9 protein-coding genes and 3 pseudogenes are annotated in these 12390 nt (G+C 68.4%); 4 read left to right on the top strand and 8 right to left on the bottom strand.

What is annotated here, in order from left to right; genetic code table 11:
• Window positions 1–637: 637 nt before the first annotated feature.
• Window positions 638–1087 (bottom strand): MarR family winged helix-turn-helix transcriptional regulator, encoded by a 450-nt coding sequence (locus EFK10_RS02155; protein ID WP_127354071.1) that lies wholly within the window; start codon window positions 1085–1087, stop codon window positions 638–640.
• A 396-nt stretch (window positions 1088–1483) separates the two neighbouring features.
• On the opposite strand from EFK10_RS02155, the gene EFK10_RS02150 reads away from it, so the two are divergent.
• Both EFK10_RS02150 and EFK10_RS02145 read left to right on the top strand, forming a co-directional pair.
• Window positions 1484–2383, top strand: a complete 900-nt coding sequence (locus EFK10_RS02150) for an alpha/beta hydrolase (protein ID WP_127354070.1) — start codon at window positions 1484–1486, stop codon at window positions 2381–2383.
• 107 nt (window positions 2384–2490) lie between these two features.
• Window positions 2491–3057 (top strand): SDR family oxidoreductase, encoded by a 567-nt coding sequence (locus tag EFK10_RS02145; RefSeq protein ID WP_127354069.1) that lies wholly within the window; start codon window positions 2491–2493, stop codon window positions 3055–3057.
• Between the two features lie 214 nt (window positions 3058–3271).
• On the opposite strand, the gene EFK10_RS02140 is transcribed toward EFK10_RS02145, so the two are convergent.
• Complete coding sequence (locus tag EFK10_RS02140) at window positions 3272–4135, bottom strand: LysR family transcriptional regulator (protein WP_127354068.1); 864 nt, start codon at window positions 4133–4135, stop codon at window positions 3272–3274.
• A 105-nt stretch (window positions 4136–4240) separates the two neighbouring features.
• Here EFK10_RS02140 and EFK10_RS02135 point away from each other — a divergent pair, with 105 nt between their 5' ends.
• Window positions 4241–5113, top strand: coding sequence for an aldo/keto reductase family oxidoreductase (locus tag EFK10_RS02135; RefSeq protein WP_164835780.1), 873 nt, complete (start codon window positions 4241–4243; stop codon window positions 5111–5113).
• A 320-nt stretch (window positions 5114–5433) separates the two neighbouring features.
• On the opposite strand, the pseudogene EFK10_RS53040 reads toward EFK10_RS02135, so the two are convergent.
• The 6 genes and pseudogenes from EFK10_RS53040 to EFK10_RS49390 all read right to left on the bottom strand — a co-directional run.
• Window positions 5434–5562: pseudogene (locus EFK10_RS53040) on the bottom strand (IS5-like element IS4811 family transposase); the annotation flags it as partial.
• A gap of 818 nt (window positions 5563–6380) precedes the next feature.
• Window positions 6381–6755: pseudogene (locus EFK10_RS02130) on the bottom strand (transposase); the annotation flags it as partial.
• 61 nt (window positions 6756–6816) lie between these two features.
• Window positions 6817–6972 carry a hypothetical protein gene (locus tag EFK10_RS46895; protein WP_164835779.1) on the bottom strand — a complete coding sequence of 52 codons (156 nt, stop codon included), beginning with the start codon at window positions 6970–6972 and terminating at the stop codon, window positions 6817–6819.
• Window positions 6973–7792: 820 nt separating this feature from the next.
• The gene (locus tag EFK10_RS02120; RefSeq protein ID WP_164835778.1) at window positions 7793–8494 is read right to left on the bottom strand and encodes a TetR/AcrR family transcriptional regulator; all 702 of its coding nucleotides are present in this window, start codon (window positions 8492–8494) and stop codon (window positions 7793–7795) included.
• Window positions 8495–8562: 68 nt separating this feature from the next.
• The gene (locus tag EFK10_RS02115) at window positions 8563–9693 is read right to left on the bottom strand and encodes a PP2C family protein-serine/threonine phosphatase (RefSeq protein ID WP_240676926.1); all 1131 of its coding nucleotides are present in this window, start codon (window positions 9691–9693) and stop codon (window positions 8563–8565) included.
• 366 nt (window positions 9694–10059) lie between these two features.
• Window positions 10060–10361: pseudogene (locus tag EFK10_RS49390) on the bottom strand (SCO5389 family protein); the annotation flags it as partial.
• Window positions 10362–10642: 281 nt separating this feature from the next.
• Here EFK10_RS49390 and EFK10_RS02105 point away from each other — a divergent pair.
• Window positions 10643–12390, top strand: a 1748-nt coding sequence (locus EFK10_RS02105; protein WP_127354065.1) for a SpoIIE family protein phosphatase, incomplete at its 3' end; no start/stop codon positions are given.

Here is a 12390-nt window from a genome sequence, read left to right as displayed (position 1 = left end):
GACAGCGGCCACCACCACAGACTAAGAAACGGCGAACAACTCAACAGGGGTCAAAATTCACCGACCCCCACGGGGTCCAGGTTGAGAGACCGCCGACACCTCTGAGCTGGCCTTTTGTTCCCAATAGCAGGTCCGCTCGGGTCTAGTCGGCGTGGGGTGGTGGCCGTCCGGTGGCCGAGCGTGCAGCGAGCGTGCAAATGACTCTCGGGGAGCCTTGCGGGTTGAGCCGTGTGATGGGGCCGGGGTTGTGGCAACCCCACAATGCCGTGAGCTCAGCAGCTACCCTTGGCACCACTGTGCGAACGACCGCTGTACGGCCACCATCGTGACGCGCGCACATCCGGCAGACGAGCCCGGCGTCTGCGGAGGGCGCCCTTGACGGCGGGCTCTGTCCCGCACCGTGACGACACGGATGGCCCCAGCGCCCCCGCCAGCTCGAAGCCGAGCGAAGGCCGTGCACGTTGATTCGTACTTGCCTGTGCACATTCGGGTGGCTTCGGTGAGGTCGGACGCCGACAGGTAGAGCAGGTGGGGGCCGTCCAGGGCCGCGGTGAGCTGGACGGCCAGGACGTCGAGGTCGGCGGCGCCAGGTGGATCTGCCCCAGCAGCATGCGGATGTGCATCCGGGAGAGGGTCGTCACTGCTGCTCGTCGGGGCGTGGGGTATGTGGTGTGGCGGCGCGCAGTGCGGCGAGCGCGGCGCCGAGGTGGCCGAGCGCCGTGTCGGAGAGCGTCGCGCCCAGCCGTCTTTCGAGTTCCTGGTCGAAGATCGGACCGGCGGTGTTCAGCAGGCCTTGGCCGGCGGCCGTGAGCTCGACGATGGAGGAGCGGCGGTCGGCCGGGTGGGGGCGTCGCGCGCAGTGTCCGCGTTTTTCGAGCCGATCGACTGCCTGGCTTGCGCCTCCGACCGTGATCGAGAGGGCGGTGGCGATGTCGTTGACCCGGCAGGTCTGCGTGCGCTCGATGACGAGCATCACGTTCATGCTGCCCAGGGGGAGAGCGCACTCTTGCTGGAGCCGCGCATCGATCTCGTTCCACAGGTCGGTCTCGAAACGCACCAGGTCGTCGAAGACTCGTCGTAGGTCCATCGGTGCCTCTCGCCGCGAAATGGGTTAGCGTTAACTATATTAGCGCTATAGTAGTTCTGTTCCTGGCGGGCTGGCCGGCTGGCGGGTGCATCCTCGGCGCGGGGGCAGCTGCCTCGGAAGGAGTCGAGCTCGCCTGCCACCCACCGGGCTTCGATACCCGTCGCCCGTCCAACGCTAGCCGGTGACTCCGCACATGGGCGCAGAGATCGATAACCGACCCACGCTGGCATCGGAATCTCACAGTGCGGACGTTGAGTCGAGGTCCGATCCAACGTCAAACCGAGCCAATTCCGGCATCTGATCTTCACTCTCACAAGTGACGTGCGGACGACGGGGCTAGCGAAACATTGACACGACCCACGGCGCCGCGGCGCTAGGGCGAACTTGGAGAACACGATGAGCAAGCAGCAGCGACTCGCACTGGCCGGGATCTTCCGGCAGTTGCCTTTCACCATCGCCGGTGATCCTGCCGAGCAGCGCGCGGCCATGGAGGCGGCGCTGACGGCGATACCCCTGCCCGGGGACGTCACGACGACGCCCGGTGTGCTCGGCGGGGTCCCCGTCCTGACCATCGACGTCGAGGGCGTGGACTCCTCCCGGGTGCTGGTGTACTTCCACGGCGGCGTCTACGTCCTGGGTTCAGCTCGCGCAGGAGCCGGACTGGCTGCGGCGCTTGGCCGACAAGCCGGGGTGAGGGTGATCTCCGTCGACTACCGGCTCGCCCCCGAACATCCGTATCCCGCGGCGATCGATGACGCACTCGCCGTCTACCGGGCCGTCCTTGAACAGACCCCGAGCTCGCAGATCGCGCTCTCGGGTGAGTCGGCGGGCGGTGGCCTCGTGGCAGCGCTGCTGCTGCGGCTCAAGGAGCTCGGCCTTCCCCTGCCGGCGTCTTCGGTCACGCTCTCGCCGTGGGTGGACCTCACCCTGAGCGGACAGAGCATGTCGAGCAAGGCGTCCGCCGATCCCTCGGTACTGACCCCTGAGGGGCTGCACATCCGTGTACCCGACTATCTCGGCGGCATGGACCCGGCGACCCCTGACATCAGCCCGATCTTCGCCGATTTGAGCGGCCTGCCGCCGATGCTCATCCAAGTGGGTTCGCACGAGATCCTGCTCGATGACGCCGTTCGGCTCGCGGCCCAGGCTGCCGCGCACGACGTCGAGGTCACACTGCAGGTCACTCCCGAGGTGCCGCACGTCTTCCAGGCATTCGCCGCCGTCCTGGACGAAGGCGAGACAGCACTTCGCGGGGCAGGCGCCTTCCTGCGCACCCACTTCGAGGAGAAGAAATGAGCAACACGCCGGAATTGCACGGCCGTACAGTGATCGTCACCGGCGCCTCGTCAGGCATCGGCGCGGCCACCGCCCGCGCGCTGCATGACGCGGGAGCGTGACCGGTCCTGGCGGCCCGCCGAACCGGACGGCTCGAGACGCTCAGCGCGCAACTCGGGGGCGCACTGTGCGTGCAGACCGACGTCACCGACGCCGGCCAGGTCGCGGGCCTCGTCGCCGCGACCCTCGAGCGCCACGGGCGCATCGACGCTTTGGTCAACAACGCCGGCGCGAGCCTGCACGACACGACGATTGAGCAACTCGACTTGGGCGAGTTCCATCAGGTACTCGACCTCAACCTCGTCAGTGTCATCCGCCTCATGCAGGCCGTGCTGCCCTCCACGCGCCGCCAGGCCTTCGGGCGAATCGTCAACATCAGCTCCGGCACCACCGGGATGGTGCTACCCGGCATCGGAGCCTACGCCGCGACGAAGTCGGCCGTGAACATGCTCGCGGGGGTCGTAGTCGCAGCGGCCGTTGCCGTGCTTGAGCCGGCGCACCCTAACGCGTACCAGGACAGGTCGCCCAGATTCAGGCCGGTCGCCCAGCCCCGGGGTGGGTTTGTTCTGTGCGGCCCGCTCCGGCGGGCCGGCCAGGTCAGCGTCAGCGGTCGCAAGCCGATGCGGTCGGACTGATCACGCGGGTCGTGAACGTCGACTCCACCATCCACCCGGCCCCATCACGCCCGTCGGCAACGCCGACGGGCGTGATGGGGCCGGGTGCGTTCCGGCGATCAACGGTCGTTCACAAGAACCTGCACGTCACAAACCATGGATGGGGTTTTCGGCACCCGCAGTGTGGGGGCCGGTGGTCAGGCGGTGTGTCGCGGCGATGGAAGGCGAGGGCGGGTCATAGCCGTGTGGCCGTGCGGATCAGCCCGGCGAGGGCGAGGGAGCGGCTGTGCGCGGGCCAGGCGATGTGGGTGACGACGGGGGGTGCGTCGGTTAGGGGGACGGCGGTGTGCTCGGCCCATAGCCAGGCGCGGGCTGAGTCGGGGAAGACGGCCACGGTGCGTCCGAGGGCGATCAGCTGGGCCAGTTGCGTCTGGTCGTGGATCTCGGGGCCCGGGCCGGGTGGGTACGTGCCGTGGCGGGACCAGCGGGCGAGCGGAAGATCGGGGATGTCGCTGACGTCGGACAGGGACAACGTCCTGTGCGCGGCGAGGGGGTGCCCGGCGGGCAGGATAGCGATCTGTCCCTCGGTCATCAGTTCCTCGCTGTCGAACCCGGCGAGGGAGTTGAACGGCGCGTGCATGAGCGCCACATCAGCGCGGCCATCGCGCAGCATCCCTTCCTGCTCACACGTGCCGCTCGGTAGCACCTCGATCTCGGCGGCGTCGGGCTCGGCCGCGTAGGCGTCGAGGAGCTTGTGCAGCAGCTCGTGAGACGCGCCGGCCTTCACCGCCAGCACCAGGCGGTTGCGGGGGCCGCCCGGACTGTCGGCGCCACCGGCGCGACGGGTGCGGCGAGCGGCAGCGGTGGTCGCGTCGAGGGCTGCGCGGCCCTCGTGCAGCAGCATCTCTCCGGCGCCGGTCAGGGAGACGCCGCGGCGGTTGCGTTTCAGCAGGGAGACGCCGAGGCGCCGTTCGAGCTGCTGGATCGCCCGGGACAGCGGTGGCTGGGCCATGCCGAGGCGCTCGGCGGCGCGGCCGAAGTGCAGTTCCTCTGCGACGGCCATGAAGTACCTCAGCTCGCGGGTCTCCAAGGTGTCCATGGTCACAGCATACCTCGGTGATACCTACCGGGTATGACAGGGCACTGTATCGGTATTGGATGCGCCGCTTGTCCGCGAGCGAGCATCGACGACATGAGTGAAACCATGAACACACCCTCCGCGTCACTGCCCGGCGGCACCTGGACCCTGGGCGATCTGACTGTCACCCGCTTCGGCTACGGTGCCATGCAGCTCGCCGGCCCCGGGGTCATGGGCCCGCCTGCCAACCGCGACGGCGCGCTCGCCGTCCTGCGCGAGGCCGCCGGCCTCGGGATCAGCCATATCGACACCGCCGGTGCATACGGACCACGTGTCACCAACCAGCTGATCCGTGAAGCGCTGCACCCCTATTCCGAATCGCTGCACATCGTGACCAAGGTCGGCGCGGTCCGCGATCAGCAGGGCGGCTGGCCCCCTGCCCGGCAGCCCGAGGACCTGCGCCGCGCCGTCCACGAGAACCTTGAGGACTTCGGCCTCGATTCGCTCGACGTGGTCAATCTCCGGCTCGGCGACGCTCAGGGTCCCCAGCCCGGCTCGCTCGCGGAGCCCTTCGAGACCCTCGTCGAACTCCAGCAGCAGGGCCTGATCCGGCACCTCGGAGTGAGTAACGCGACGGCGGAACAGGTCGCCGAGGCGCAGGCGATCGCGCCGATCGTGTGCGTGCAGAACATGTACAACCTCGCCTACCGTCAGGACGACGAGCTGATCGACGATCTCGCCGACAAGGGCATCGCCTACGTGCCTTTCTTCCCGCTCGGCGGCTTCACCCCGCTGCAGTCCACGGCGCTTTCTGCCGTGGCCACCCGGCTGGATGCGACGCCGATGTCGGTCGCCCTGGCCTGGCTGCTGCGGCGGTCGCCGAACATCCTGCTCATTCCCGGCACCTCGTCGGTGGCGCACCTGCGCGAGAACGTCGCCGGCGCGGGACTCTCGCTCTCCGACGAGGAACTCGCCGAGTTGGACAAGATCGGCCACTAGCAGGACGCAGCCCGGCCCCCAGCAAGACGAAGGGGCAGTGGCGGTGTGATGCGGGCCTCATCGTTGGTGACCGAGGGGCGTGTTCACACATGCTGCTGCGCGGTGGCGCCGCCGGAGGCGGCTCCACCGCGCCAGGGTTGAAGTTCAGCGTGAGGGACGGGCTCCACTCGCCGGGCTGTGGCCGCGGTCGGCGGTCAGGCTTCAGTTGGTCGCGCAGGAACGCGACGACTCCGGCTCGGTGCCAGCGCTCACCATCATCCAACTGCCCTCATACACACCGGAGCTGAACCCGGTCGAGCTGCTGTGGGCCCACGCCAAGGGATGATCTCGCGGCGGTGCCACTTCTCTGGCTGGCCACCCCTTTTGGTCCGGCAGGCCGGGAGGGGCAGCAGCGGTTCGATCAACGCCCACTCCGCGACGGTGGTGTCGGAAGGGGAGCAGCGTCGGCGGGCAGTCGAGGGCGCCGAGGTCCGCGGATACCGAGGCCAGTGGCGTGGGGTACTACCGCTCCCAGCCCGACAGGCCGTCCGCCGCATCCACCGTCGCGCCTACATCCTCAACTACCGCTGCGCTTGCGTGATCCAACTCGTAGGCGACAACGGCATGGACCACGGCCTCACCACCAACGAACGCACGGTCCGCAACGCCGATGCGACTTCGCCGTTCGGTCCGCATCCACTCGATGCGAGGCACACGGAGAGTCAGTGCGCCGCAGTACGCCGGGCTCGTCTGCCGGGTGTGTGCGCCCGCGATGGTGGCCGTGCGGCGGTCGTTGGCACAGCGGTGCCAACGCGCGCCGCGATGGTGGCCGTGCGACGGCTCGCTGGTGGGCGCTCACGCTCTACCCATCGGGAAGCCTGATTGCATGGCTTGTTGCCGCCTTTCTCTCTGGACTGGGGCTGCTGGTGTCCGGTGCCTCCCCACGTCTCTCTTCGGTGCACCCAACTGCATGACACCAGCAAGTGCGATTACCGTACAGACCCCTTCCCGTAACTCGTCTCTGCTGCGCAACTCCGGTTGCATATACAGCGGTTGAGCCGTCAGCTTGTGGAGCGGGCAACCGCGTGGCCAACGCCAAGACCTTGACCAGGTGCTCGGCGAGCAGTCCGACGCGGGGATCAGACTGAACAAGCACGGTCGCCTGGCCGTAAGCAGTGCGCTCGGCGTGCGGGGGCCGAAAACCCCATCCATGGCCTGTGACGTGCAGGTTCTTGTGACGGCCGTTGATCGCCGGATAGGCGTGTCAGACACCCCATGTCGTTTGAGGTCAAGCGGCATGGGTGTGTGCGTGCTGCGACCAGGCGGTCGCTTCGTCGTAGTGGGTGCGGGTTTTGAGGCAGCCGTGGAGGATGCCGACAAGGCGGTTGCCGAGGTGGCGGAGGGCGGGGTTGTAGCCGGCCTCGCGGGCTCGTTGTTTGTCGTAGTAGCGGTGGGCGCCGGGTGAGGCGCGCAGGGCGGCGAACGCCTGGCGTTGGAGGGCGTCGGCGAGGCGGTTGTTGCGGACGTAGCGGGCCTGGACGGTGTGGCTCTTGCCGGAGGCCCGGGTGATCGGGCTGGTGCCGGCGTAGTTCTTGCGGGCCTTCGCGCTGGCGTATCGGGTGGGGTCGTCTCCGAACTCGGCGAGCACCCGAGCACCGGTGATCTCCGCGATGGTCCCATTAGGCTGATGGATCGTGCTGCTGCGACTGCCCTACCTCGCCGTCTCAAGCGTGTTCGCCCTCATACGGCTGCTGCCGATGAGCGACGTGGACGAGGACATGGAGATATTGGCGCTGCGCCACCAGCTGGCCGTTCTGCAGCGGCGAATCGACAGGCCACGGGTTACTGCGGCGGACCGCGCATTCCTTGCCGCGCTCCATCGGCTCCCAGGCCCAAGCTGCGGCAGATGCACCTGGTCGTCTCCCCGGATCCTGAGGTGGACCGAGACGTCATGCGTCGCCATGCCGATGCCTCCCGCTACAACCCGGCAGACCGCCGACCCTCCCCCAGCCTTCGGCCGGGAGGTGCCCCCAGCAACATCCAGTCTCTCGTCCTGCGCCTGGCCCGCGAGAACTCCGGGTGGGGCTACAGAAGGATCCACGGCGGCGAACTCGCTCTCCTGCGGGGACGCGATAATCGGCACCCGCAGCGCCTCTGTGGGATGCTGATAACACTCCTAAGCCGCCCCTTAGCCGTCTCCGGTGGCCAGCCGGTGGCCGGACGCCTTTGGACGACGTATTACGAGGCAGCACAGACCAACGAGCCGCATGTGCTCTGATCAGGCAGAACAGCACAGGAGAGCACCGGTGGGCACCACGCAACACGAACGCTCACGGTCTCGTAATGCGTAGGTCTCGGGTTCGGATCCCGAAGGCGGCTCCATGCTGCACCCCAGGTCAAGCCTCTGACCTGGGGTTTCTTGTTTCGGATGACCTTGGAATCTGCGCGAATCGGGCACTGGCGATCTCCGCATCGTAATGCGTAGGTCCGAGGTCGACGCTGAGTGGCTGATCTCGCCGTCCCACGCCTCTGAGCTGGCCTTTTGTTCCCAAGAGCAGGTCCGCTCGGGTCTAGTCGGCGTGGGGTGGTGGCCGTCCGGTGGCCGAGCGTGCAGCGAGCGTGCAAATGGCTCTCGGTGAGCCTTGCGGGTTGAGCGGTGTGATGGGGCCGGGGTTGTGGCAACCCAACAATCCTGTGAGCTCAGCTGGCTACGTTTGGCACCGTTGTGCCAACGACCGCCGCACGGCCACCATCGCGGCGCACATACCCGGCAGACGAGCCCGGCGTACTGCGGTTGCACTGGCTCCCCGTGTGCTTCGCATCGAGTGGATGCGGACCGAAGGGTGAAGTCGCGTCGGCGTTGCGGACCGTGCGTGCGTTGGTGGTGAGGCCGTGGTCCATGCCGTTGTCGCCTGCGAGTTGGATCACGCAAGCGGTGCGGTAGTTGAGGATGTAGGCGCGACGGTGGCTGTCGTTCGAGATGCCCGGGTGGTCCTGGGTTATCTCGCCGCAGGCGACGGCACGATCGAGAATGATCTGCCAGTTGCTGGACCGCATCGCTTCGACCTCCTGCCTCACGACCGCGGCCAGGGCCGCGTTGCTACGCATCGGCAGTAGGAGTCCCGCCATGATCCGGGCGCTTTGCGGAGTGAGGGTGGAGACGATGCCCGACACGTACTCGATGAGGTCGGCTCGTAGAGACCCGCGGTCGGGCGGGTTGCCGGGTCGAGCTCTCAATTCGTTGCGGAGCGTTGCGACGACCAGTTCCTGCTTCCCGGGGAAGCGCCGGTACACGCTGGTCGTGGCGGTACCCGCGAGCCGGGCGACCTGCGCGATGGACAGGCCCTCGTATCCGGCCTCCGCCAGCAGGAGCAGCGTCGCGCGGTGAATCGCGCCATCCACCTCCTCGCTCTTCGGGCGCCCCGTCGGGCGCCCCGTCTGGAACCGGGCGGTTGCATGCTCAGGGGCCATCATCGCTCCCTTCCGCTCACGGTGCCGACCGGTGCGACGCGCTGGGCGGCGAGGGCGGCGAGGTCGTCGTCGCGGACGCCCACGACGTAGGCGCGCAGGTCCTGGTGGAGGTGGTCGAGGAGTTCGCGGGGTGGGGCACAGGCCCATCGGCGGACGCGCTGGGTGAGGGGGTAGAAGGTCCCGGCGCCGTCGCGGGTCTCGCTGACGCCGTCGGTGTAGAGCAGCAGGCGGTCGCCGGTTGCGAAGGCAATGGTGTCGACCTGGTAGTGGTCGCCGAGCAGGGCGGCCATGTTGACGGGCGGCGACGGCGCGCTGGGCTCCACCTCGCGTACCTCGCCGCCGTGCAGGAGCAGCGGCGGGGGGTGGCCGCAGTTGACCAGGCGCGCGACGGGTTCCTCTGCGGGTATCTCGATGATCAGGGTGGTGATGAAGCGCTCCAGCGCGTCATCACCGGGGTCGTCCTCGCAGTAGTAGGTCATATCGGTTTCCAGCCGGCGTGCCAGGTCCGGCAGATCGGGGGCGTCCCGCACGTGCACGCGGAAGGAGCTGAGCATCACCGAGGCGGCCTCGACGGCCGGAAGTCCCTTGCCGCGCACGTCGCCGATGATCAGCCGCACCCCGTGCGGCGTCTGCCGCGCCTCGTAGAAGTCGCCGCCGATGCGGGCCTGCGCGGCGGCGGCCTGGTAGAGCACCTCGACGTCGACCGGCCCGAGGCGGTGCGGGACCGGCCGCAGCAGCACCCGCTGCGCGGTCTCCGCCACGGCGCGGACCTCGGCGAGGGTGAACTCCCGGTGCTGCCGCATCCGGCTGGCGTAGGCGGCGGCCACGGTGACGCCACCGACCACCAGCAGGGTGAAATTACTCGGAGTCTGGCCCAGGCCGTGGTCGGCAGCGGCGAGGCCGAAGCTGGCCGCCATGGCCAGCAGCCCGATGCCCACGGTGCCGGCCACGGAGAACATGGCGGCGGCCAGCGCCGGCGGAACCCCGAAGAACCGGTAGAACTCCAGGTGGGGGTTAAGGACGGCCGCAACCGTGGCCAGCACGATCACCAGCAGCGGAGTGAGGAGCGCCGGCTCGAACCGCCGCGCCGCCTCCGGCATCCGCCGGGAGAACCGCTTCGGGGCGATCACTTGCCTGAGCGCGGTCAAGCGGTGGTTTCGCGGGATGCGGCGGACTCCCCGACCTGCCTCATGGCGCTGATCCCGCAGGTGAAAACGTTCACGCCCGGCTTCGTGGAGGGAGTCCGGGCCGGTCGGCGACGTAGGCGGCCCCGCATGGCGACGGCCCGCTGCCACCGTTTTTTCCCTCTTAAGCGTTCCACCCCTAAACAGATAATTCCAAGACATTCATCTACCATCACCCCATTTGATTCCTTTCACTACGCTATTGCAGCGTAACGAATCTCACGGTCGAGCTTGCTCTGTGGCCTATGGCGAAGGGCTCCGGTCGGGGTGTGGCTGTGGCGGGTGGCCAGTCCGGCGGGCTTGCGGCCGGGTTCAGCAGTCGCGGAATTCGGGTGACTGGTTGAGGATCTGGGAGCGGGTGGGGTGAACTTGGTGTATGTCTGCCCACCGTGGGCCTCGGGCCGGAAGGCCGCTACCCGGTGGCAGTTCTGGAACGCCAGCGCGAAGCCGAAGTGCCGCTCGAAACTGCCCCGGATGGAGTTGCTGGCCAGGGCGCGCAGTAGTTGGCCGCGCTCGGCCTCAGAGGGCGGCGGGGTGAGGTTGTCGGCGAATTCGCGGTTGCTGCTCTGGAGTTCGCGGGCCAGGGCGGCGATGAGTTGGTAGGCGTAGGGGAGTACCGGTTTCGGGAGTGCTGATAACGCATTTGCGAGTCCGGAAGGAACAGCGCGAGTGCGCCGGTGACAGCGGAGCCACGCCAGAACGGACCGGCCAACTCGTTCGAATCTGAGTGTGATGAGCGACACACACCATATATCCCTAAACCGGGTACTTTCGAACGATGTTCTCTGAGCACGCGCTGCCGGCCGATTGGCTCGACCGCATGACCGACGCGAACAGTGCGATCCCGACGGTCCGGAACACACCTCGCGGGCGGGCAGCGGACAGGCCTGAGTGCATGGTGCCCGCCGCAGTGCCGGGGTCCTCCGATTTGGTCGGCGCGCCGATCGCGATGATCGACGCGGAAGGGACGGTGGTCGGGTGGTCGCAGGCTGGCCAGCGGCTGGTCGGCTACTCACCCGCGGAGGTGGTGAGCCGACCCGCCGGGGTCATTCTGGCGTCTGCCGAAGACTGGGCGGAGGCATCCGCCTTCGCGGAGCGGTGCCGTGCCCGGGGTGGCTGGTCCGGTCTTGCGGCGGTGCGCCACCGCGACGGCCGCAGGCTCGAGGTGAGCCTGCGGGTCTCCCCGCTGTCGGGGCAGGACGGCAGTGCCCATTGGCTCGTCTCGGTAACCGACTTGGCCGCGGTCTCCTCGTCGGCGGTGAACGGATTGAGGCCGTCGTCGCTTCTGACCCGCGCGCCGATCGGGATCACCGTCCGCGACCTGGAGCTGCGCTGCACCTGGCTGAACGACCTCGCAGAGCGCCGGGACGACATCCTTCCCGAGGTGCGGCTGGGACGGCGGCTGACGGAGGTGGTGGCCGGCTTCGAGGCCGAAGCACTCGAGGCGGCGATGCGGCAGGTGCTGGAGAGCGGTACCCCAGTGGTTGACCTTGAGTACCCGGCATGGAATGCGCGCCGGAAACACGCGTTCACGGTCTCCTACTTCCGCCTTGAGGACGCGGAGGGCCACGCGCTGGCCGTGTGCGGCATGTGCGTGGACGTCACCGACAGGGAGCGGGCGCGTGAGCGCCTGGCGATCCTGAGTGAGGCCAGCACGCGGATCGGCACCACCCTGGACGTCATGCGGACCGGGCAGGAGCTGGCCGACCTCGCGGTGCCGCTCCTCGCCGATTTCGTCACCGTCGACCTGGCGGAGTCGGTCCAGCTCGGCGAGGAGCCGCTGGCCCGGTTGGGGCCGATGGGTCAAAACATCCCTGTCTTCCGCCGCGCGGGCCTGGCGTCGATCCACCGCGGGGTCCCGGAGTCCCTGTGGGCACGGGGGGAGGCGGTCTTCGTGCCACCGGCCTCGCCCTACACCCGCGTCCTGTCTGACGGGAAGTCCTACCTGGAACCGGTCATAGACACCTCCCCCGGCACGTGGTTCGACCAGGACCCGGCACGGGTGGAGAAGCACCACGAGTACGGAATGCACTCCTGGATGTTTGTGCCGATCCACGCGCGCGGCACGGTGCTGGGCGTGGCGGTCTTCATGCGTTCGGAGAATCCGGTGCCGTTCGAGGAGGACGATCTGCTGCTGGGGGAGGAGCTTGTCTCCCGGGCCGCGCTGTGCTTGGACAATGCCAACCGGTACACCCGCGAGCGCACCGCGGCCCTGGCCCTGCAGCGCAACCTGCTTCCGCAGCGCCTGTCGGGCGGGTGCGCGGTTGAGGTGGCCTCGCGTTATCTGCCGGCCGACATCCACCGCGGCGTCGGGGGTGACTGGTTCGACGTGATTCCGCTGTCCGGGGCTCGGGTGGCCCTGGTCGTCGGCGACGTGGTCGGGCACGGCATCAACGCCGCGGCGACCATGGGCAGGCTCCGTACCGCCGTGCACGCCTTCGCCGACCTGGACCTGCCTCCCGACGAATTGCTGGCCCACCTCGACGATCTGGCCATCCGCCTCACCGAGGAGGACACCGATGCCAAGGGCCCGGCCACCGCCGTGGTGGGTGCCACCTGCCTGTACGCCGTCTACGACCCGGTCACCCGGCGCTGCACGATGGCACGGGCCGGCCACCCCCCGCCCGCGATCATCGACCCGCA

The organism is Streptomyces soli, from assembly GCF_003999195.1.
GTDB classification, from domain to species: Bacteria; Actinomycetota; Actinomycetes; order Streptomycetales; family Streptomycetaceae; genus Actinacidiphila; species Actinacidiphila soli.
Note: the sequence above shows the minus strand (reverse complement) of the source record. Positions and strands in the feature narration are given on the sequence as shown.

What these genes read in the sequence shown, in the direction of transcription:
- EFK10_RS02150 (WP_127354070.1), top strand. Translation starts at nt 1,484, where the DNA reads ATGAGCAAGCAGCAGCGACTCGCACTGGCCGGGATCTTCCGGCAGTTG.
- EFK10_RS02140 (WP_127354068.1), bottom strand. Translation starts at nt 4,135, where the DNA reads ATGGACACCTTGGAGACCCGCGAGCTGAGGTACTTCATGGCCGTCGCA.
- EFK10_RS46895 (WP_164835779.1), bottom strand. Translation starts at nt 6,972, where the DNA reads ATGGAGCGCGGCAAGGAATGCGCGGTCCGCCGCAGTAACCCGTGGCCT.
- EFK10_RS02135 (WP_164835780.1), top strand. Translation starts at nt 4,241, where the DNA reads ATGAACACACCCTCCGCGTCACTGCCCGGCGGCACCTGGACCCTGGGC.
- EFK10_RS02155 (WP_127354071.1), bottom strand. Translation starts at nt 1,087, where the DNA reads ATGGACCTACGACGAGTCTTCGACGACCTGGTGCGTTTCGAGACCGAC.